This is a genomic window from Pseudomonas sp. BF-B-26, assembly GCF_019956495.1.
GTDB lineage: Bacteria > Pseudomonadota > Gammaproteobacteria > Pseudomonadales > Pseudomonadaceae > Aquipseudomonas.
This window is the reverse complement of record NZ_JAHBDP010000136.1, coordinates 1-19,326: the sequence shown is the minus strand read 5'-3', so window position 1 is coordinate 19,326 and position 19,326 is coordinate 1. Positions and strand designations below refer to the sequence as shown.

The 19,326-nt window shown below is 59.5% G+C and carries 22 protein-coding genes and 1 pseudogene; 5 read left to right on the top strand and 18 right to left on the bottom strand.

What is annotated here, in order from left to right; all coding sequences use genetic code 11:
- Positions 1-88: 88 nt before the first annotated feature.
- The 3 genes from KGB03_RS29750 to exbB are packed head-to-tail and all read right to left on the bottom strand — an operon-like array spanning position 89 to position 2,244.
- On the bottom strand, positions 89-838 hold the full coding sequence (locus tag KGB03_RS29750; protein WP_223530734.1) for a TonB family protein: 750 nt from the start codon (positions 836-838) through the stop codon (positions 89-91).
- Positions 835-1,263, bottom strand: coding sequence for a TonB system transport protein ExbD (exbD, locus tag KGB03_RS29745; RefSeq protein ID WP_008150131.1), 429 nt, complete (start codon positions 1,261-1,263; stop codon positions 835-837). Before exbD ends, KGB03_RS29750 begins: the two co-directional genes overlap by 4 nt.
- Positions 1,264-1,269: 6 nt before the next feature.
- Positions 1,270-2,244 (bottom strand): tonB-system energizer ExbB, encoded by a 975-nt coding sequence (exbB, locus tag KGB03_RS29740; protein WP_223530732.1) that lies wholly within the window; start codon positions 2,242-2,244, stop codon positions 1,270-1,272.
- A 189-nt stretch (positions 2,245-2,433) separates the two neighbouring features.
- Here exbB and KGB03_RS29735 point away from each other — a divergent pair, with 189 nt between their 5' ends.
- Positions 2,434-3,291, top strand: coding sequence for an SDR family oxidoreductase (locus KGB03_RS29735; protein WP_223530731.1), 858 nt, complete (start codon positions 2,434-2,436; stop codon positions 3,289-3,291).
- Positions 3,292-3,342: 51 nt separating this feature from the next.
- Here the strand turns inward: KGB03_RS29735 and KGB03_RS29730 are convergent, their stop codons facing one another.
- The 7 genes from KGB03_RS29730 to KGB03_RS29700 form a co-directional block, all read right to left on the bottom strand.
- Positions 3,343-4,077, bottom strand: a complete 735-nt coding sequence (locus KGB03_RS29730) for a hypothetical protein (protein ID WP_218536592.1) — start codon at positions 4,075-4,077, stop codon at positions 3,343-3,345.
- Between the two features lie 80 nt (positions 4,078-4,157).
- Positions 4,158-4,898, bottom strand: coding sequence for a hypothetical protein (locus KGB03_RS29725; protein WP_111448274.1), 741 nt, complete (start codon positions 4,896-4,898; stop codon positions 4,158-4,160).
- A gap of 57 nt (positions 4,899-4,955) precedes the next feature.
- On the bottom strand, positions 4,956-5,336 hold the full coding sequence (locus KGB03_RS29720) for a RidA family protein (protein ID WP_003229509.1): 381 nt from the start codon (positions 5,334-5,336) through the stop codon (positions 4,956-4,958).
- A gap of 24 nt (positions 5,337-5,360) precedes the next feature.
- Positions 5,361-7,466 (bottom strand): bifunctional GTP diphosphokinase/guanosine-3',5'-bis pyrophosphate 3'-pyrophosphohydrolase, encoded by a 2,106-nt coding sequence (gene spoT, locus KGB03_RS29715; RefSeq protein ID WP_218536593.1) that lies wholly within the window; start codon positions 7,464-7,466, stop codon positions 5,361-5,363.
- 56 nt (positions 7,467-7,522) lie between these two features.
- Positions 7,523-7,786: a DNA-directed RNA polymerase subunit omega gene (gene rpoZ, locus KGB03_RS29710; protein WP_007894670.1), complete on the bottom strand. Its 264-nt coding sequence runs from the start codon at positions 7,784-7,786 to the stop codon at positions 7,523-7,525.
- Between the two features lie 167 nt (positions 7,787-7,953).
- Entirely contained in the window at positions 7,954-8,574 is a 621-nt protein-coding gene (gene gmk, locus KGB03_RS29705; protein ID WP_223530730.1) for a guanylate kinase, read from the bottom strand.
- Positions 8,575-8,586: 12 nt separating this feature from the next.
- Positions 8,587-9,450 carry a YicC/YloC family endoribonuclease gene (locus KGB03_RS29700; RefSeq protein ID WP_008150145.1) on the bottom strand — a complete coding sequence of 288 codons (864 nt, stop codon included), beginning with the start codon at positions 9,448-9,450 and terminating at the stop codon, positions 8,587-8,589.
- A 270-nt stretch (positions 9,451-9,720) separates the two neighbouring features.
- Between KGB03_RS29700 and rph the strand changes: the two genes are divergently transcribed.
- Entirely contained in the window at positions 9,721-10,443 is a 723-nt protein-coding gene (rph, locus tag KGB03_RS29695; protein ID WP_046045041.1) for a ribonuclease PH, read from the top strand.
- A gap of 28 nt (positions 10,444-10,471) precedes the next feature.
- Positions 10,472-10,840 (top strand): DUF4870 domain-containing protein, encoded by a 369-nt coding sequence (locus KGB03_RS29690; RefSeq protein WP_008150150.1) that lies wholly within the window; start codon positions 10,472-10,474, stop codon positions 10,838-10,840.
- 178 nt (positions 10,841-11,018) lie between these two features.
- Here the strand turns inward: KGB03_RS29690 and KGB03_RS29685 are convergent, their stop codons facing one another.
- Positions 11,019-11,798, bottom strand: coding sequence for an exodeoxyribonuclease III (locus tag KGB03_RS29685; protein ID WP_007934608.1), 780 nt, complete (start codon positions 11,796-11,798; stop codon positions 11,019-11,021).
- 82 nt (positions 11,799-11,880) lie between these two features.
- Between KGB03_RS29685 and pyrE the strand changes: the two genes are divergently transcribed.
- Positions 11,881-12,525 carry an orotate phosphoribosyltransferase gene (gene pyrE, locus KGB03_RS29680; RefSeq protein WP_111448275.1) on the top strand — a complete coding sequence of 215 codons (645 nt, stop codon included), beginning with the start codon at positions 11,881-11,883 and terminating at the stop codon, positions 12,523-12,525.
- A gap of 164 nt (positions 12,526-12,689) precedes the next feature.
- On the opposite strand, the gene KGB03_RS29670 is transcribed toward pyrE, so the two are convergent.
- The 7 genes and pseudogenes from KGB03_RS29670 to coaBC form a co-directional block, all read right to left on the bottom strand.
- Entirely contained in the window at positions 12,690-13,073 is a 384-nt protein-coding gene (locus tag KGB03_RS29670) for a hypothetical protein (RefSeq protein ID WP_223530729.1), read from the bottom strand.
- Positions 13,060-13,632, bottom strand: a complete 573-nt coding sequence (locus KGB03_RS29665; protein WP_223530728.1) for a hypothetical protein — start codon at positions 13,630-13,632, stop codon at positions 13,060-13,062. The genes KGB03_RS29670 and KGB03_RS29665 overlap by 14 nt, the downstream gene beginning before the upstream one ends.
- A 17-nt stretch (positions 13,633-13,649) precedes the next feature.
- The gene (locus KGB03_RS29660; protein WP_218536597.1) at positions 13,650-13,862 is read right to left on the bottom strand and encodes a hypothetical protein; all 213 of its coding nucleotides are present in this window, start codon (positions 13,860-13,862) and stop codon (positions 13,650-13,652) included.
- 190 nt (positions 13,863-14,052) lie between these two features.
- Positions 14,053-14,958, bottom strand: a complete 906-nt coding sequence (gene argB, locus KGB03_RS29655; RefSeq protein ID WP_223530727.1) for an acetylglutamate kinase — start codon at positions 14,956-14,958, stop codon at positions 14,053-14,055.
- Between the two features lie 39 nt (positions 14,959-14,997).
- Positions 14,998-16,374, bottom strand: a pseudogene (locus tag KGB03_RS29650) (phosphomannomutase/phosphoglucomutase); the annotation flags it as partial.
- Between the two features lie 363 nt (positions 16,375-16,737).
- On the bottom strand, positions 16,738-17,193 hold the full coding sequence (gene dut, locus KGB03_RS29645) for a dUTP diphosphatase (RefSeq protein ID WP_111448280.1): 456 nt from the start codon (positions 17,191-17,193) through the stop codon (positions 16,738-16,740).
- 5 nt (positions 17,194-17,198) lie between these two features.
- Complete coding sequence (gene coaBC / locus KGB03_RS29640) at positions 17,199-18,407, bottom strand: bifunctional phosphopantothenoylcysteine decarboxylase/phosphopantothenate--cysteine ligase CoaBC (RefSeq protein ID WP_192408905.1); 1,209 nt, start codon at positions 18,405-18,407, stop codon at positions 17,199-17,201.
- Positions 18,408-18,543: 136 nt separating this feature from the next.
- Between coaBC and radC the strand changes: the two genes are divergently transcribed.
- Positions 18,544-19,218 (top strand): RadC family protein, encoded by a 675-nt coding sequence (gene radC, locus KGB03_RS29635; protein ID WP_111448282.1) that lies wholly within the window; start codon positions 18,544-18,546, stop codon positions 19,216-19,218.
- Positions 19,219-19,326 lie beyond the last annotated feature (108 nt).

The following is a 19,326-nucleotide window of genomic DNA, read 5'->3' as shown; positions in this document are numbered from 1 at the left end:
CGCGAAAGCGGTGTGTCAGTCAAAGTTGATGTCGATTGTCACACCGCTTTCGCGAGCAAGCCCGCTCCCACAGGGGATCTGCGGTGGTTTAGCGTCGGCGTTTTTCCAGCGAGTAAACAAATGGTGCAACGATTTCGATGGCGCCGTTGGTCAACATGTCGGACGGTGGCTTGGGCAGCGGCTGGGCGCGGCGGATCATTTCCAGGGTCGCCCGGTCCAGATCGGCAGTACCAGATTCGCCCACCAGTTCGAACGACAACACGTTACCTTCAGCATCCACCACGAAGCGCAGACGGTTCATGCCTTCCTTGCCCCGCGCCTGCGCACTGGCCGGGTACTTCTTGTACTTGGCCAAGTGAGCGAGCAGGGTGCCTTGCCAGCTGGCCTTGGCCGCTTGCTGCGCCGGTGATGGGCCCGGTGCCGGCTGAGCCGATTTCTCCGTTGGCGCCTGAGTCGGTTGCGCGTCGCTCGGTTTTTCCTCGGACGGCTTCTCTTTAGGCGGTTCCGGCTTTTTCTCCACAGGCTTGGGCGGTTGAGGCTTGGGCTTGGGTTTGACCGGTTTCGGCACAGCGATCTCGGCCTTGGGCACTTCCGCTAGTTTCGGTATTGGCAGCTCTTCCACCGGGGCGGGTGGCTGTGGCGGCGTTATGACCTTCGGCGGTGCCGGCGGTGGCGGGGCCGGAACCGGCGCCAACTCGACCATCATCGCCTGCGGCGGCAGCTCGATCGGTGGGCGCGACGTCCAGTTCAGCGCCAGCGCAATGGCCAGCGCATGGACGCCCAGCACCACGGCCAGGCTCGCGCTGTAACGCGTCAGCTTTTGGCGCGTCGTGATCATTTCTTGACTGCCGTCTCGAGTCCGACCAGACCCACCTTCAGGTAACCGGCAGAGCGCAGGTTGTCCATCACGCTCATCAGGTCGCCGTAATCCACGCCTTTATCGGCCTGGAAGAAGATCGTCGTGTCTTTCTTGCCTTTGGTCCTGGCGTCGAGGGTGGCGCCGAGTGCTTCGGCCTTCACTTCGTCTTCGCCGAGGAACAGGCGTTGGTCAGCCTTGACGCTGAGGAACACTGGTTTCTCTGGTCGCGGCGCCGGTTTGGCGCTGGAAGCCGGCAGGTCGACCTTGATGTCCACGGTGGCGAGCGGGGCTGCCACCATGAAGATGATCAACAGCACCAGCATCACGTCGATGAACGGTGTGACGTTGATTTCGTGGTTCTCGGCCAGATCGTCGTCTGCGCCTTCTTTCAAATGCAAGCCCATGGCTGATTACCCTACTTTGACCCTGTGGGGTTGCGCGGAGCGCTCGGTGGTCGGCAGGTGATCGAGGTCACGGCTGACCAGCAGCAGGACTTCAGCCGAGGCATCGGACACTTGTGCCTTGTAACCGGCAATGGAGCGGGCAAAAACGTTGTAGATCACCACGGCCGGAATCGCTGCAACCAGACCCAGCGCGGTCGCCAGCAGGGCTTCGGCGATGCCGGGAGCCACGACGGCGAGGTTGGTGGTCTGGGTTTTGGCGATGCCGATGAAGCTGTTCATGATGCCCCAAACGGTACCGAACAGGCCGACGAACGGCGCGGTGGAACCAATGGTGGCGAGCACGCCGGTGCCGCTGCTCATGTTGCGACCGCAGGCTGCAACCAGACGCTCAAGGCGGAAGGCAACGCGTTCCTTGATGCCTTCTTTCTCGCGGCTGTTGACCGACAAGCGCATCTCTTCCAGGGCGTCATGCACCAGCAAATTGGCGAGGGTGCCTTGCTTGGTGGCTGAAGCGCTGGCTTCTCTGAGTGTGGTGGCTTTTTTCAGATGGACGATTTCGGTGCGCAGACGACGCTTGGCGCCCATCAGCTCGAAACCCTTGGCGATCCAGATAGTCCAGGTGATGATCGATGCGATGGCCAGGCCGATCATCACGATTTTCACGATGATGTCGGCGTTCTGGTACATGCCCCACGGCGACAGGTCGTGGGCCATGCCCAGGGAGTTGTCGGCTTCAAGGACTTCGGGAGCGTCTTCGGCGGTGGTGTCTACGGCTTGGGCCGGGTCGGTCGCAGCCGGGGTAACGGCCGGTGCGGCGTGATCGGCTGGAGCTTGAGCCGCAGTGGCAGTCGGAGCGGCTGGCGCTTGTGCGTCAGCGAAAGCGGCGGTCGGCGCCAGCATCAAGCTGAGCAGCAGGGCGGCCACTGCGCTCCAGGCGCGAGGTCGTTTGGTTGGCGAAGCGGGGAAATGATTGCGTGTCATGCTGGCCGGACCTGAGAAAGAAAAACGGTAAATGCTCTTCCAGGCCTCGTGAGGCCGAGAACAAAAGTGGTCGGCATTATTGCAATTAATTCTTGTTAACAAAAGTAATAGAGTATCTTTTTTTCCTTCATTGCTAGCCGCTCGTCCATTGTCAGCGCTAGTCTGTGCCTTTCTGATGGGAGTTTTCTGATGTCCGCGCCCTCTGTTTTGATCGCCGGCTGTGGTGATGTTGGTAGTCGTCTGGCCACGCAATTGTTGGCTGTCGGATGGGAGGTTCACGGCCTGAGGCGTGACGTCTCACGTCTGCCAAAGGGCGTGATCGGCGTCGCCGGCGACCTGTTCAATAAAGACTGTCCGCAAACCTGGCCAATCGGTGCGGTGGATTATCTGGTGTATTGCGCGGCCGCCACTGAGCACGATGAAGCCGGTTACCGCGCCGCTTATGTGCAGGGCTTGCAGCATGTGCTGGAGTGGCTGAACGATTACGGGCAGGTGCCCAATCGCCTGCTGTTTGTTTCCAGCAGCAGTGTGTATGGCCAGCAGGATGGCGAGTGGGTCGATGAGACTTCGCCTGCTGTGGCCGCTGGCTATTCGGGGCGTGTGATGCTGGAAACCGAGCAGATTGCGCTCGATAGTGGCATCCCGGCCAGCATCGTACGTTTGACTGGCATTTATGGCCCGGGTCGCGAAAGGCTGCTGACTCAGGTCCGTCAGGGTTATCGCGTGGCGGTCGATCCACCGTTGTATGGCAATCGCATTCACGCCGACGACGCGGCGGGGTTGATGGCGTGTCTGCTTGAAGCGGATCGTCGTGGTGTGGCGCTGGATGACATCTACATTGGTGTGGACGATGCGCCTGCGCCGCTGGCCGAAGTGGTGGGCTGGTTGCGTGAGTATCTGGGCGTGACCGAATGGGCCGAAGACGAGAGCGTGCGCCGCACTGGCAGTAAGCAATGCAGCAATGCTCGGGCGAAAGCCTTGGGCTGGACACCGAAGTACCCAAGTTACCGCGAAGGTTATGCCGCGATACTTGCCCAGGGGAGTTGAGCTGAGCGAGCCTCTAAACAACAGGCGCCTGCGGGCGCCTTTGTTTTTGGGTCATTGTTTTACCAGCAGCCAGTGGCGTGGGCCGGGGGTTAAGTAGGGGATTTCGTCTGGCCGGGATTGATTGATTGCCTGGAAAATCTCCAGTTGCTTGCCTTTGCGAACGAAAATCCATGTGTCACTCAGGTCGCCCGTGCTCAGATACAAGGTGTCATTGCCTGCACCTTGGCTGGCGCAATCACCGTCCAGGCATAACTCGTATCGATCGGTTCCCGGTAACCCTGAAACATGGCCATCTTCCGTAAACACGACCATTTGGCCTGTTCCGTGACTGTCGATGATTTCCCACTGCCCACCCATATAGGCAGCGTTCAAGGCGCTCCTGAAGGTATCAACCCACCCTGTTTTCGTTTTGGCGGTCTTGCTGGTGCGGCTGAACACCTGCTGGGGGACGTGCTCCTTGGCCAGTTGAGTCAGTCGCTTGTCCTCCAGGCGCAGTTCGTCAGTGCCGTAGCCGTTGTAGTCGACGCTCCAGGCATTGGGTGACTTTTGCAGCAGTTGGCCTTCACCCCTCTCAAACCCGCTGCTCACTTGCGCCTTGCCGGTGTGGGTGTTGATGTCCCATTCCAGATTCCGGCCATGGGTGTTCAGGGCTTTATGTAAAGACTGGCCTTGGGCCGCCGCATCGATGGCTGCCTGATTGATCCAGATACCGCTGATATCCGTTTCTGCGGGCATAGAGGTGCAGCCGCCGAGCAGCAACAGGCCAAGAATAAGCAGTGGGCGCATGATCAATCCTTGAGCGGGAGGCAAAGAACTCGACGGTGCAGGCTAAAGAAAAAGGAGCCCGTAGGCTCCTGTATTCTGTATCACTGTTTTTCCAGCAACCACTTGCGATCACCCGGGGTGAACTGCGGCATTTCATCCGCGTGTGCGGTGTTCACTGCCTGGAGGATTTCCAGTTCCTTGCCCTTGCGCGCAAAGATCCAGGTGTTGCCCTGACCATTCGCCTGTAGCCACATGTTGTCGTTACCGCCGCTCATCGACGCGCAATCGCCCGCCAGACACAAGGCATAACGATCCGCCCCCGGCAGGCCGGCAACCTGGCCATCAGCCTGGAATTGCACGGTATTGCCTTCGCCGGGACCGCTGACGACTTTCCAGCTGCCGCCCATGTAGGCCGAATACAGTGCGCGTTCAAAACTGGCACCAATCGGTGCGCCGTCCGGCACCGTAACCTGCGCGCGGTCGAAGACTTGCTCCGGCTCATTGTCGCTGGCGACCTGGCTCAGTTGCTTGCCGTCACGCTTCAGCTCGCTACCCGAGCTGCCATAAAAGTCGACTTTCCAGGCGCCGGACTGTTCGCCCAGCAGCTTGCCGTCGACGTTTTCAAAACCGTTGGTGTAGCGGGCCTGCCCGGCCTTGGTGTTGACGTCCCATTCCAGGTTCGGGCCATAGGCCTGGAGCGCTTCGCGCAGGGGGCCGCCTTTGGCTGCTGAATCGATCGCCACTTGATTGATCCAGGTGCCGCTGATGTCACGGTCGGCAGGATTGCTGGCACAACCGCCCAAGAGTAGGGCGACCAGCGAGAGAGCTAGCGCTTGGCGCATGGTGGAATCCTTTCAAAGCAAGATCGGCGCAGCCTTTGGAAGGCTGCGCCGGACACATTACTCGATGACCAGAATGGCATCCATCTCAACCTGCGAACCCTTTGGCAGGGCCGCTACGCCGATGGCGGCGCGGGCAGGGTAAGGCTGGTCAAAGTACTTGCCCATGATCTCGTTGACCTTGGCGAAGTGGCTCAGGTCGGTGAGGAAGATGTTCAGTTTGACGATGTCTTTGAACGAACCGCCAGCGGCTTCAGCCACGGCTTTGAGGTTCTCGAACACCTGGACGGTCTGGGCTTCGAAGCCTTCAACCAGTTCCATGGTTTTTGGGTCCAGAGGAATTTGACCCGACATGTAAACGGTGTTGCCGGCCTTGATTGCCTGGGAGTAAGTGCCGATGGCAGCCGGGGCCTTGTCGCTGGTAATAACTGTTTTGGTCATGAATGACTCCTTGTAATGAGTGGCTTAAGCACGCATGCGAGTGATGCGAATCACCCCGGTCAGGGCGCGCAGTTTCTTGATCACGCGGGCCAGGTGTACGCGGTCGTGCACGCTGACCACCAGTTGAACCACGCTGATGCGACCATCGCGTTCGTCCATGCTGATTTTTTCGATATTGCCGTCGGCCGCGTTGACGCTGCTGGCCAGCAGAGCGATCAGGCCGCGCTGGTGTTCCAGCTCGACGCGCAGTTCGACATTGAATTCGCCGGTGACATCCTTGGCCCACGAGAGCTGGATGCATTTTTCCGGGTTGTGGCGGATTTCGCTGATGTTGCGGCAGTTATCCAGGTGCACGACCATGCCTTTGCCCGCGGACAGGTGGCCGACAATCGGGTCGCCCGGGATCGGCGTGCAGCACTTGGCGTAACTGAGCACCAGGCCTTCGGTGCCGCGAATCGCCAGCGGGCCTTCGGCACTCGGCAGCTGTTCGCCTTCACCCAGCAGTCGGCGGGCGACCACGTAGGCCATGCGATTGCCCAGGCCGATGTCTTCGAGCAGGTCTTCGATCAGTTCGAGGCGGTATTCGTGGAGCATCAACTGCACGCGCTCGGCCGGGATTTTTTCCAGCGAGCTGTCGAAACCGTTGAGTACCTTGTTCAGCAGGCGTTCGCCGAGGCTGATGGACTCGGAGCGGCGCTGCAGTTTCAGCGCATGGCGGATGTGCGTCCGCGCCTTGCCGGTGACCACGAAGTTGAGCCACGCCGGATTCGGCCGTGCCCCGGGGGCGCTGACGATCTCGACCGTGGAGCCGCTTTGCAGCGGTTCGGACAGCGGCGCGAGACGACGATTGATCCGACAGGCAATGCAGCTGTTGCCCACGTCGGTGTGCACCGCGTAAGCGAAGTCGACCGCCGTGGAGCCTTTGGGCAGCTCCATGATCCGGCCTTTGGGCGTGAACACGTAGACCTCGTCCGGGAACAGGTCGATCTTCACGCTCTCGATGAATTCCAGCGAGTTGCCGGCCCGTTGCTGCATCTCCAGCACGCCTTTGACCCACTGGCGGGCGCGGGCATGAGTACCTTTGGGCTGTTCATCGCCACTGGATTTATAGAGCCAATGGGCGGCGATGCCGTTGTTGGCCATCTCTTCCATTTCACGGGTGCGGATCTGAATCTCGATCGGTACACCGTGCATGCCGAACAAGGTGGTGTGCAGCGACTGGTAGCCGTTGGCCTTGGGGATCGCGATGTAATCCTTGAAGCGCCCCGGCAACGGTTTGTACAAATTATGCACAGCACCCAGCACGCGGTAGCAGGTATCGACCTTGTCGACGATGATCCGGAACGCGTAGACGTCCATGATCTCGTTGAAGGCCCGACGCTTGCCGCGCATTTTCTTGTAGATGCCGTAGAGGTGTTTCTGGCGACCACTGACCTCGCCCTGGATTTCGTCGATGGCCAGGCAATGGCTGAGGGATTCTTCGATCTTGTTGACGATTTCCTTGCGGTTGCCCCGGGCGCGTTTGACCGCCTGGTTGATCCGTGCGGAACGCATCGGGTGCATCGCCTTGAAGCCAAGGTCTTCGAATTCTATGCGGATGGCGTGCATGCCCAGCCGGTTGGCGATGGGCGCATAGATTTCCAGGGTTTCCTTGGCGATGCGTCGGCGTTTTTCGCCGGACAGGACTTCCAGGGTCCGCATGTTGTGCAGGCGGTCGGCCAGTTTGACCAGGATCACGCGAATGTCGCGGGCCATGGCCATCGCCATCTTCTGGAAGTTTTCAGCCTGGGCTTCGGCTTTGGTCTCGAAGTTCATCTGGGTCAGTTTGCTGACCCCGTCGACCAGTTCGGCCACGGTTTCGCCGAATTGCGCTTGCAGCGCTTCCTTGGCAATACCGGTGTCTTCGATCACGTCATGCAGCATCGCAGCCATCAGGCTCTGATGGTCCATGTGCATGTCGGCAAGAATATTCGCAACCGCGAGTGGGTGCGTGACGTACGCCTCGCCGCTACGGCGGCGTTGGCCGTCGTGGGCTTGTTCGGCGTAGAAGTACGCTCGGCGGACCAGGTTGACCTGGTCCTTGCCGAGGTAGGTCGATAAGCGATCGGCGAGGGCGTCTATGCTCGGCATGATGAGACCTGCCGTTCGCTGTGACCCCGCGCCGTGCTACGTCGACCAGGCATGGCTTAGACTGCCTCGTTGGACTCGTCCTCGAACGCTGCGAACAGCGGTTCGTCTTCGACGATTTCAGCGTTGGCGATGAACTCGTAGCTCATCAGGCCTTCAGCGATTTCACGCAAGGCTACAACGGTAGGCTTGTCGTTTTCCCACTGAACCAGTGGCTCTTTGCCGCCGGTGGCCAGTTGACGGGCACGCTTGGTAGACAGCATGACCAGCTCAAAGCGATTTTCCACGTGGTTTAGGCAATCTTCAACGGTTACGCGGGCCATGGTATTCCTCGGAGCGAATGCAATATGCGCGCTGCCCGGTTGGGCGAGCGGACTCAACAGTTTAAAAAATCACCAGCGATTAGGGAAGCGCTGATTTTTTGACCAAGCCCTTCAACGCGCTGCAAGTACCAATGTAAAGCCCTTGCAGCGGTTTTGGGAAGAGCTGTTTAGCCGAGCAATTCGGCCAAAAGTTTTCCGTGACGCTGCTGCTGGCGCTTCTGATGCAGCTGATTGGCACGGAAAATCGCCTGCAAATCGCGCAGTGCGTGGGCGAAATCGTCGTTGATGATCAGGTAATCGTAGTCGCCGTAGTGACTCATTTCGCTGACGGCTTCGCGCATCCGGCCTTCGATGATCTCGTCGCTGTCCTGGCCACGATTGGTCAGGCGCTGGTGCAAGGCTTGCAGGGACGGCGGCAGAATGAAGATCGAACGGGCCTGGGGCATCAACTTGCGCACTTGCTCGGCGCCTTGCCAGTCGATTTCCAGGATCAAGTCGTGGCCTGCGTCGAGGGTCTGCTGCAAGTGGCTTTGCGAGGTGCCGTAGAGATTGCCGAACACTTCGGCGCGCTCCAGGAAGTCGCCATGTTCGCCCATCTTCACAAACGCTTCGCGGGAGACGAAGTGATAGTTCACGCCGTCCACTTCACCGGGGCGCATGGCGCGGGTGGTGTGGGAAACCGAGACGCGGATCTCCTGATCGGAGTCGGTCAAGGCCTTGACCAGGCTGCTCTTGCCCGCGCCCGAAGGGGCGGAAATGATGTACAGGGTGCCGGTGCTGTGGGTCATGTCAGGGTTGCCTTACTCAATATTCTGCACTTGTTCGCGCATCTGCTCGATCAACACTTTGAGGTTGACCGCCGCCTGGGTGCTGCGCGGGTCGAAGGCTTTGGAGCCCAGTGTGTTGGCTTCGCGGTTGAGCTCTTGCATCAGGAAGTCCAGGCGCCGACCGGCAGCGCCACCGGATTTGAGCACCCGGCGGACTTCGATGATGTGAGTGCTCAGGCGATCCAGTTCTTCGGCGACGTCGCTCTTTTGCGCGAGCATGACCATTTCCTGCTCCAGCCGCTGCGGATCCATCTCGGCCTTCATGTCGGCGAAGCGGTCGAGGACCTTCTGGCGCTGGGTGGCAAGCATCTGCGGGACCAGTTCACGCAGGGTTACCACGTCTTCTTCGATGGAGGTCAGGCGATCGTTGATCAACCGCGCCAGCTCCGCGCCTTCGCGCTCGCGGCCGGCCTTGAGTTCTTTCAGGCCTTCGTTGAACAGCGCCAGGGCTTCGGCATTCAAGGCTTGCGGGTCGGTCGCGTCGCCCACCAGCACGCCGGGCCAGGCCAGGACTTCCAGCGGGTTCAGCGCGGCCGGATTTTTGATCAGGCCGGCGATGGTCTCGGCGGCGGCGACCAATTGCGCGGCGCGCTCGCGGTCCACTTGCAGGGGTTTGTCGGTATTTTCTTCGGTGAAGCGCAAGGTGCATTCGAGCTTGCCTCGGGAGATTCCCTGGCGCAGGGCTTCGCGGACCGCGCCTTCGAGGTCGCGAAAGGACTCCGGCAGACGCAAGTGCGGCTCCAGGTAGCGGCTGTTGACCGAGCGCAGTTCCCAGCTCAGGGTGCCTTGGGCGCCGGCTTTTTCGACGCGGGCGAAGGCGGTCATGCTGTGCACCATGGAGGTACCTCGCAATGCAGGTTCATGCGTTACCAAAGGTTTCGCAGACCTGATCTATATGAATTTAAGCCAAGAGGCAGCAAAGGCGCAGGATTGTAGCGCAGTGGGGCGAATGCGCCCAAACACACGGAGTGACAAAGGGCTGCAGGCCGTCGGTAAAGCGCTATTGCGGGCCTTCAGTCGTCGGGGGATTTTTTTAGAAGTGCCCACTCCTGGCCCTGCGGCTCTATAATGCTCCGCAGTTTTCCGTCCCCCGTACAGGTATTCCCTATGAAACGTCCAAGTGGTCGCGCTGCCGATCAGCTCCGCTCGATCCGCATTACCCGCAACTACACCAAACACGCCGAGGGATCTGTACTGGTCGAGTTCGGTGATACCAAAGTCATCTGCACCGTCAGCGTCGAGAACGGCGTGCCGCGTTTCCTCAAAGGTCAGGGTCAAGGCTGGTTGACCGCTGAATACGGCATGCTGCCGCGCGCCACCGGCGAGCGTAACCAGCGTGAAGCGAGCCGCGGCAAACAAGGCGGCCGCACCCTGGAAATCCAGCGTCTGATCGGTCGTTCCCTGCGCGCTTCGCTGGATATGTCCAAGCTGGGCGACGTCACCCTGTACGTCGATTGCGATGTGATCCAGGCTGACGGCGGCACCCGCACCGCGTCCATCACCGGCGCCATGGTTGCACTGGTCGATGCCTTGAAAGTGATCAAGAAGCGCGGCGGCCTGAAAGGCGGCGACCCGCTCAAGCAAATGATTGCAGCCGTATCGGTGGGTATGTACCAGGGTGAGCCGGTACTCGACCTCGACTATCTGGAAGACTCGGCCGCCGAGACCGACTTGAACGTGGTGATGACCAGCACTGGCGGCTTCATCGAAGTCCAGGGCACTGCCGAAGGCGCTCCGTTCCAGCCGGAAGAACTGAACGCTATGCTTGAGTTGGCGAAGAAAGGCATGAGCGAAATCTTCGAGCTGCAAAAGGCTGCACTGGCCGACTGATCGGACTGTTCCACACAAGGAGGACGCCATGAGTGACGAGCAACAGCTGCTTCCCACACCGAGCAAAGAGGTTCGGCAGTGGGCAATGTTTTGTCACCTGTCCGCCTTGCTGGGGATCTGGATTCCGTTCGGTACGCTGATCGGCCCGCTGATTCTCTGGCAGATGAAGCGCGAGATGGACCCGTTTGTTGATGCTCAAGGCAAGGAGGCGCTGAACTTTCAGATCACCGTCGCCATTGCCTCCGCCATCTGCTTCCTGCTGATGGTGGTGATCGTCGGGTTCTTCCTGTTCGGTCTGTTGGCGATCGGTGCGCTGGTGCTGACGATCATTGCCGGCGTGAAGGCCAATGAAGGGGTGCCTTATCGTTACCCGTTCACCTGGCGCTTGATCAAGTAAGTCACAACACAAATCCCCTGTAGGAGCGAGCCTGCTCGCGATGAGGCCTTCACATTCAACATTAACGTGACTGGTCTACCGCTATCGCGAGCAGGCTTACTCCTACAAAGAGCCAGAAATCAGCGTGCACAAAAAAGCCGACAGAGATGTCGGCTTTTTTGTACGTACGAAACGACGCTTAGATGGTCAGCGTCCAATCGTAGTCCACGATCAGCGGTGCGTGTTGCGAGAACCGTGGCTGACGAGGCAGACGCGCGCTGCGTACGAAGCGACGCAGGCCTGGAGTCAGCAACTGATAGTCGAAACGCCAACCGAGATTGAGCATTTCAGCCTGTTCGTTATCCGGCCACCAGCTGTACTGGTCGCCTTCACGGCTGACTTCGCGCAACGCATCGACATAACCCATGTTGCCGACAATCTCGTCCATCCAGGCACGTTCAGGTGCCAGGAATCCCGGGGATTGCTGGCTGTCACGCCAGTTCTTGATATCCAGCTTCTGTTGCGCCACGTACAGCGAGCCACAGTAAATGTACTCGCGACGTTTGCGTCGCTGTTTATCCAGATAACGGGCGAAATCGTCCATTAGCTTGAACTTCTGGTTCAAGTCTTCATCGCCGTTCTGCCCCGAAGGGAGCAGTAAGGTCGCGATGCTGACCTTGTCGAAATCGGCTTGCAGGTAGCGCCCGTAGCGGTCGGCTGTCTCGAAGCCGAGACCGCTGATGACTGCCTTCGGTTGCAACCGCGAATACAAAGCCACGCCACCCTGGGCGGGAACTTCAGCTTCGCAGGCATAAAGGAAGTAGCCATCCAGTTGGAAGGCTGGATCGTCCAGTTCAAAGGCGGAGGCGCGGGTGTCCTGCAGGCAGATGACGTCGGCATTCTGTGCTTGCAGCCAACTGAGCAAACCTCGCTCCACTGCAGCCTGAATACCATTGACGTTCACACTGATGATCCGCATAAATGGCCCCAAAAATCGCGTGCGTGTATGATACACGGCGTCAACCTAATTAGCTAAATCCGTGGTATTTGGGGTTTTTTTCATGCAAGCGTATCAGCGCGATTTCATTCGTTTTGCCATCGATCGCGGCGTTTTGCGCTTCGGCGAGTTCACCCTGAAGTCCGGACGCACCAGTCCTTACTTCTTCAATGCCGGCCTGTTCAACTCAGGGAAGGCCCTTGCGCAGCTGGGTCGTTTCTACGCGGCAGCCATCGTCGAGAGCGGTATTTCGTTCGATGTGTTGTTTGGCCCGGCGTACAAAGGCATCCCTTTGGCGGCGACCACCGCAGTGGCCTTGGCCGAGCATCATGACCGTGATTTGCCATGGTGCTTCAACCGCAAGGAAGCCAAGGCTCACGGCGAAGGCGGCAGTCTGGTCGGCGCGCCGTTGACCGGTGATGTGTTGATCATCGACGACGTGATCACCGCCGGTACTGCCATCCGCGAGGTGATGCAGATCATCGCTTCCCAGGACGGCGCCAAGGCGGCGGGTGTGCTCATCGCCCTGAACCGTCAGGAGCGTGGCAACGGCGAGTTGTCGGCCATCCAGGAAGTGGAGCGTGACTTCGGCATTCCGGTGATCAGCATTGTTTCGCTGAACCAGGTGCTCGAATTCCTGGCTGATGACCCGCAGCTCAAGCAGCACCTGCCGGCGGTTGAAGCCTACCGCGCGCAGTTCGGCGTTTAACCACAATCACCTGTGGGAGCGGGCTTGCTCGCGAAAGCGGTGTATCAGTCAACGAAGATGTTGAATCTGATGGCCTCTTCGCGAGCAAGCCCGCTCCCACAGGATTGGCGTACAAAAAAAGACCCCGCTCAGCCAGGCTGAGTGGGGTCTTTTGTTTTGTGTCGTCAGCGCAGTCTTCGCCATTTTCCGATTAGTTTTAGTACCAATCCCAGGCTGAACAGCGCAAACACCAGCAGTGCCAGGACGACTAGCACGTAGAGCGTGCGATCCACATCGAAATCCCACAGATCCAGCGTGCTGCTTCCCATGATCCTTACGGCGGCCGGCAGATTGACGTAAAACAACGCCATGAAGGCGCAGGTCAGCGGTACGGCGCGGCCCAACAAAACGCTCATCACTTTCCCTTGGCTGCGTTTTCTGGCCAGCGGACCTGGTTGTTTTTCATCCAGTTCCAACGCTTCATGCAGCTTCGGCCAAGCCAGGTTGAACATGAAGGTGGTCAAGGTCAGCAGCAAACCGCTGACCGCGACGATGTCACTGAACGGCATTCAGGCCCAGTGTCTGGCATAACAGCGCGTGGGAGTCTTCACTGATTTCGAACTGACCGGCGCTGCCTTTGCGTTTGGTGATGGGTTTGAATGTCGGCTCGTTTTGGGTGATCAGCATGTTCAGCTCATCACGGATGACGTCAGAGCTGATGACCACCAGATAAACCGTCTGCGCATGCTCTGCTGTTTCGATCACGGCCCTCATGCTGTGTTGAAGGATCTCGTCCAGCTGATTGCGAAAGCGCGAAACCGTGTTTTTCAGCAGGGTTTTGCTTTGGCTTTGGGTCAGCTGAAAAATCGTCGATATCTGAGATTCGGTCGGCAATGTCTGTCCGAAGTAGCTTTGAATCAGATACAGCAAACGGTCCTGTTTCGCTTCATCGGCCCGACTCGGCATGCCGCCTTCGACCAGCATTTTCAAGTATTCGGTCAGGCTCGCCTTGGCGATTCGCTGCAGCGCGTGGGTGATTTCGTGGTCGGAGATCCTCAGGGTCTTTTTGACCGGCTCCTTTTGCTCGAGGTCGAATGCCTGGGCGTCGATCGTGAACGAGATCTGCATGGTTCAGACCCCCGTGATTACTTGGAAGGCTTGTTTGGATACGGATCTGCCACGGCGTCACCTTGGCCGGTCAGGATATTCCAGCCATTGAGTGTGTGGGTGCTGGGTTTGAAGTCTGGACACGGCGGAAGCGAAGTCTTTGACTGATTGGAGTATTCGCGCCCGCAGTCTGCGCACTCGTAAGTGCCTGCTGAAACATCACTGCCGTAGGGAACGTGGTCTTTTTTCATGGGGAAGATCTCCTGTGGATACAGGGAAGATCCTATGCGGACTAATGCTGGCGGGATGTCGGACGTTTCGCTTAATCAGGTCAGACATTTCCTGCGCGCATAAAAAAGATCGCAGACTTCATCAGCTCCTACGGAATATTCGTACATCCATAGGTGCTGCTGAAGGGTGCGATCTTTTGACGTACTTGAATCAGTGACGCTTGCGATTGCTGATCAAGGTACCCACACCGGTGTCGGTGAAGATTTCCAGAAGAATCGCATTCGGCACCCGGCCATCGATGATCAACGAGCTGCCCACGCCACCTTGCACGGCTTCCAGCGCGCAACGGATCTTCGGCAGCATGCCGCCGTAGATGGTGCCGTCGGCGATCAAGTCGTCGACCTGTTGGGTGGTCAGGCCGGTCAGGACCGTGCCCGACTTGTCCATCAGGCCGGCGATGTTGGTCAGCAGCATCAGCTTTTCAGCTTTCAGTGCTTCGGCGACTTTACCGGCTACCAGGTCAGCGTTGATGTTGTACGACTCGCCGTTGGAACCGACACCGATTGGCGCGATCACCGGGATGAAGTCACCTTTGACCAGCAGGTTCAGCAAGTCGGTGTTGATGCCGACCACTTCACCGACCTGGCCGATGTCGATGATTTCCGGTTGGGTCATCTCCGGCGTCTGGCGGGTCACGGTGAGCTTTTTCGCACGAATCAGCTCGGCGTCTTTACCGGTCAGGCCGATGGCGCTGCCGCCATGACGGTTGATCAGGTTGACGATGTCCTTGTTGACCTGGCCGCCGAGGACCATTTCCACCACGTCCATGGTTTGCGCGTCAGTCACGCGCATGCCATCGATGAAGTGGCTCTCGATCGACAGACGCTTGAGCAGGTCGCCGATTTGCGGGCCGCCGCCGTGAACCACCACCGGGTTGATGCCGACGGCTTTCATCAGCACGATGTCGCGGGCGAAGCCGGTTTTCAGCTCCTCGCTTTCCATCGCGTTGCCGCCATATTTGATCACCAGCGTCTTGCCGACATAGCGGCGAATGTAAGGCAGCGCTTCGGACAGGACCTTGGCGGTGTTGGCGGCGGCTTCGCGTTCGAGGGTCATTCAGGGCTCCGGCACTTCAATAAAAGGCGCTTCGATAAATCAAAACGGTAAAAGGAGATCAGGGGCAACACGCTTCAACTGGACTTTGAACACGTCCTTGATGCGTTGCAATTCAGCCTCGTCATCGGCCTCGAAGCGCAGCACCAGCACCGGTGTGGTGTTGGACGCGCGCACCAGGCCCCAGCCTTTGGCGTAGTCGACTCGCACGCCGTCAATGGTGGTCAGGTCGGCGCCTTCGCCCCACTTCGCGTCGTGCAGAGCATCAATGATGCTGAATTTGCTCTCTTCGGTCACATGGATATTGATTTCCGGCGTAGAAATATCGTTCGGGAAGGTCGCAAACAGCTCTTCCGCGGTGGATTTTTCTTTGCTGAGGATCTCCAGCAGACGCGCGGCGCTGTAAATGCCGTCGTCGAAACCGAACCAGCGTTCCTTGAAGAAGATGTGCCCACTCATTTCGCCGGCCAACAGGGCGCCAGTCTGTTTCATTTTCTTTTTGATCAACGAGTGACCGGTCTTCCACATCAGCGGACGGCCGCCGTATTCCTTGATCAGCGGCGTCAGGCGGCGGGTGCATTTGACGTCGAAGATGATTTCCGCGTCAGCGTTGCGCGCCAGCACGTCACGGGCGAACAGCATCAGCAGACGGTCGGGGTAGACGATGCTGCCGGTGTTGGTCACCACGCCGACGCGGTCGCCGTCGCCGTCGAACGCCAGGCCCAGGTCAGCGTTGGTTTCCTTGACCTTGGCGATCAGGTCCACAAGGTTTTCAGGCTTGCCCGGGTCCGGGTGGTGATTCGGGAAGTTGCCGTCGACGTCGCAGAACAGCGGGATGACTTCGCAGTTCAGGGCTTCGATCAGTTGCGGGGCGATCACGCCGGCCGCGCCGTTACCGCAGTCGACCACGACTTTCAGGCGGCGAGCCAGTTTGATGTCCTGGACGATTTCGGTGTTGTAGCGGTCGAGGATCTCGACCTGGGTGATGCTGCCCTTGCCGCTGCTCAGGTTGTTGGTCTTGAGGCGTTCGTGCAGGGCCTGGATCTGTTCGTTGGCCAGGGTGTCGCCAGCGATGACGATCTTGAAGCCGTTGTAGTTCGACGGGTTGTGGCTGCCGGTGAGCATCACGCCGGATTTGCCGGCCAGCACGTTGGCGGCGTAGTACAGCGCAGGCGTTGGCACCAGGCCGACGTCGCTGACGTGGCAACCGCTATCGGCGAGGCCTTTGATCAGTTGTTCGACCAGTTCTGGGCCGGACAGGCGACCGTCACGGCCGACGGACACGTTGGGTTCGTCCTGGGCCAGGCTCTGGGAGCCGATGGCGCGACCGAGCCAATACGCGGTTTCAGCGTTCAAGAATTCCGGGACGGTGCCGCGAATATCGTAGGCGCGGAAGATGCTGTCGGGGAACTTGGGTGCGACTTGGGCTGGGGTGCTCATCTGTAGGAATGCTCCATCTCGAAAGTGGCTGGACCTGCCGCGAAGAACTCGTCGGCAGGCTCAAACTGAAGGGTATGACGGCGTTTTCCACTGAGAGTTCGTGGTGTGAAAAGGCCATGCCACCAGCATCGGCGAGTAAATGGCCGGCCAATGCCTTGATTTTCAGTGGTAAACCTTCCAGATGACGTCTTTGCAATTCAGTACAAAACTTGTGGGAGCGAGCCGGCTCGCGATAGCGGACTCGCAGGCGACATCTTTGTCGAATGTGCAGCCGTCATCGTCGGAACGCCGCCCGGAGCCGGCTCGCTCCCACAATGAAGTATCGGGCCGCCATCTATCGGATCAATGGCTGCCGGAGTGGCCGAACCCGCCAGTGCCGCGCTGGGTTTCGACGAATTCCTCGACCATCTCGAAATGCGCTTGAACCACCGGTACCAGCACCAACTGGGCCAGGCGTTCGCCTACCACCATGTTGAAATCGTTCTGGCCACGGTTCCAGCACGACACCATCAGCGGGCCCTGGTAATCGGAGTCGATCAGGCCGACCAGGTTGCCCAGCACGATGCCGTGCTTATGGCCCAGGCCGGAGCGCGGCAGAATCAGCGCCGCCAAGCCCGGATCGCCAATGTAGACGGACAGGCCAGTCGGGATCAGCAGGGTTTCGCCCGGCTTGATGACGGTGTCTTTTTCCAGCATGGCGCGCAGGTCGAGGCCGGCGGAGCCTGGCGTGGCGTACTGCGGCAGCGGGAAATCGGTACCGATGCGAGGGTCGAGGATCTTGGCTTGCAAAGCGTGCATGTAAATTAAACCTGGTTCAGACGTTCGGCGATAAAAGTGATCAGCTGGCGAGCAATCTTGCTCTTGCTGGTCTGGGCGAAAAGTGTGGCGTGTAGCTGGCGGTCGATCACGCTGCAGGCGTTTTCTTCGCTGTTGAAGCCAATGCTCGGGTTGGCGACGTCATTGGCGACGATCAAATCGAGGTTCTTGTCTTTCAACTTGCGGGCAGCGTAATCGAGCAAGTGTTCGGTTTCGGCGGCGAACCCGACACTGAACGGACGGTCGGGGCGTGTGGCAATGGTGGCCAGAATGTCTGGGTTACGCACCATCTGTAGCAACAAGCCGTCGCCGTTCGTAGGGTCTTTCTTGAGTTTCTGTGGGGCGACGACTTCCGGGCGGTAATCCGCAACCGCTGCCGAGGCGATGAACAGGTCGCAAGGGATCGCGGCTTCACACGCGGCGAGCATGTCGCGGGCGCTGACCACGTCGATGCGGGTGACGCGATCCGGGGTCGGCAGGTGCACCGGGCCGGTGATCAGCGTGACGCGGGCGCCGGCTTCCACTGCGGCCTCGGCCAGGGCAAAACCCATCTTTCCGGAGCTGTGGTTGGTGATGTAGCGCACCGGGTCGATGTTTTCCTGGGTCGGGCCAGCGGTGATCAGCACGTGTTTGCCGGTCAGCGCCTGACGCTGGAAGCAGTCCGCCGCGCACTGGGCGAGGTCGGTGGCTTCGAGCATGCGACCCATGCCAACGTCGCCGCAGGCCTGGCTGCCGGAGGCTGGGCCGAAGGTTTTCAGGCCGCGGCTTTCGAGGGTTTGCAGGTTGGCCTGGGTAGCCGGGTCGCGCCACATGGCCTGGTTCATCGCCGGGGCAACGGCGACCACGGCGTCGGTGGCCAGCACCAGCGTGGTCAGCAGGTCGTTGGCAATGCCTTGGGCCAGGCGGGCAATGAGGTCCGCGGTGGCGGGGGCGATCAGCACCAGGTCGGCCCATTTGGCCAGCTCGATGTGGCCCATGGCAGCTTCGGCCGCAGGGTCGAGCAAGTCGAGGTGGACCGGATGCCCGGACAAGGCCTGCATGGTCAACGGTGTGATGAACTCGCTGCCGCCGCGGGTCATGACCACGCGCACTTCAGCGCCCTGGTCGATCAGGCGGCGAACCAGGTCGGCGCTCTTGTAGGCAGCGATGCCGCCGCCGACGCCCAGAACGATGCGTTTCCGATACAGCCGCTGCATAGGTCTGCCTTTCATTTCGTTGATGACTGCATGGCGATACCCCCTCCCCAGGGATGAAATCGCCCGCAAAAAAGATGGGCTACGATATCACAGCGACCGCTACGGAACAGCGGCGCCCACAGACCAGGGAGGTGCTATGAGTATTCGCGATTGGCCAGCGGCGGAACGGCCGCGGGAGAGGTTGCTTGAGTTGGGCTCGGGGAGCCTTTCAGACGCCGAACTGCTGGCGATTTTTTTACGAACGGGCGTGTCGGGCAAAAGCGCGGTAGATCTGGCGCGACACCTGTTGAATCAGTTTGGCAGCCTGCGCTCGCTGCTCGAGGCCGATCAGGAGGCGTTCAGCAGGGAGTTGGGGCTCGGGCCGGCGAAATTCGCTCAGTTGCAAGCGGTCCAGGAAATGAGCCGGCGGCATTTGGCCGAACGTGCGCGCCAAAAATCGGCGCTGGAAAATCCGCAAGCGGTTCGTGATTACCTGAAATCAATGCTGCGCCACGAGCCTCACGAGGTGTTCGGCTGTCTTTTTTTGGATTCCAGGCATCAAGTGCAGACCTTTGAAGTGCTGTTTCGCGGGTCCATCGACAGCACCAGTGTCTATCCGAGACAAGTGGTTAAACGTGCGTTGGCCCACAACGCCGCAGCGTTGATCCTCTGCCATAACCATCCGTCGGGTAATACCAACCCCAGTCAAGCCGACCGAGTGCTGACCAAGCGCCTGCAAGAGGCGCTGGACCTGATCGATGTGCGGGTGCTCGACCATTTCATCATCGGTGACGGCGATCCGCTGTCCATGGCCGAGTACGGGTGGATGTAAGAGGCATCACGACAAACATAAAACCCTGTAGGAGCCGAGCTTGCTCGCGATGGCGTCGTATCAGTCACCCTGTTCAGTGAGTGAAGGAACGCCATCGCGAGCAAGCTC

Coding starts and splice junctions, on each gene's coding strand:
- KGB03_RS29750 (WP_223530734.1), bottom strand. CDS start 838: ATGATCACGACGCGCCAAAAGCTGACGCGTTACAGCGCGAGCCTGGCC.
- exbD (WP_008150131.1), bottom strand. CDS start 1,263: ATGGGCTTGCATTTGAAAGAAGGCGCAGACGACGATCTGGCCGAGAAC.
- exbB (WP_223530732.1), bottom strand. CDS start 2,244: ATGACACGCAATCATTTCCCCGCTTCGCCAACCAAACGACCTCGCGCC.
- KGB03_RS29735 (WP_223530731.1), top strand. CDS start 2,434: ATGTCCGCGCCCTCTGTTTTGATCGCCGGCTGTGGTGATGTTGGTAGT.
- KGB03_RS29730 (WP_218536592.1), bottom strand. CDS start 4,077: ATGCGCCCACTGCTTATTCTTGGCCTGTTGCTGCTCGGCGGCTGCACC.
- KGB03_RS29725 (WP_111448274.1), bottom strand. CDS start 4,898: ATGCGCCAAGCGCTAGCTCTCTCGCTGGTCGCCCTACTCTTGGGCGGT.
- KGB03_RS29720 (WP_003229509.1), bottom strand. CDS start 5,336: ATGACCAAAACAGTTATTACCAGCGACAAGGCCCCGGCTGCCATCGGC.
- spoT (WP_218536593.1), bottom strand. CDS start 7,466: ATGCCGAGCATAGACGCCCTCGCCGATCGCTTATCGACCTACCTCGGC.
- rpoZ (WP_007894670.1), bottom strand. CDS start 7,786: ATGGCCCGCGTAACCGTTGAAGATTGCCTAAACCACGTGGAAAATCGC.
- gmk (WP_223530730.1), bottom strand. CDS start 8,574: ATGACCCACAGCACCGGCACCCTGTACATCATTTCCGCCCCTTCGGGC.
- KGB03_RS29700 (WP_008150145.1), bottom strand. CDS start 9,450: ATGGTGCACAGCATGACCGCCTTCGCCCGCGTCGAAAAAGCCGGCGCC.
- rph (WP_046045041.1), top strand. CDS start 9,721: ATGAAACGTCCAAGTGGTCGCGCTGCCGATCAGCTCCGCTCGATCCGC.
- KGB03_RS29690 (WP_008150150.1), top strand. CDS start 10,472: ATGAGTGACGAGCAACAGCTGCTTCCCACACCGAGCAAAGAGGTTCGG.
- KGB03_RS29685 (WP_007934608.1), bottom strand. CDS start 11,798: ATGCGGATCATCAGTGTGAACGTCAATGGTATTCAGGCTGCAGTGGAG.
- pyrE (WP_111448275.1), top strand. CDS start 11,881: ATGCAAGCGTATCAGCGCGATTTCATTCGTTTTGCCATCGATCGCGGC.
- KGB03_RS29670 (WP_223530729.1), bottom strand. CDS start 13,073: ATGCCGTTCAGTGACATCGTCGCGGTCAGCGGTTTGCTGCTGACCTTG.
- KGB03_RS29665 (WP_223530728.1), bottom strand. CDS start 13,632: ATGCAGATCTCGTTCACGATCGACGCCCAGGCATTCGACCTCGAGCAA.
- KGB03_RS29660 (WP_218536597.1), bottom strand. CDS start 13,862: ATGAAAAAAGACCACGTTCCCTACGGCAGTGATGTTTCAGCAGGCACT.
- argB (WP_223530727.1), bottom strand. CDS start 14,958: ATGACCCTCGAACGCGAAGCCGCCGCCAACACCGCCAAGGTCCTGTCC.
- dut (WP_111448280.1), bottom strand. CDS start 17,193: ATGCACGCTTTGCAAGCCAAGATCCTCGACCCTCGCATCGGTACCGAT.
- coaBC (WP_192408905.1), bottom strand. CDS start 18,407: ATGCAGCGGCTGTATCGGAAACGCATCGTTCTGGGCGTCGGCGGCGGC.
- radC (WP_111448282.1), top strand. CDS start 18,544: ATGAGTATTCGCGATTGGCCAGCGGCGGAACGGCCGCGGGAGAGGTTG.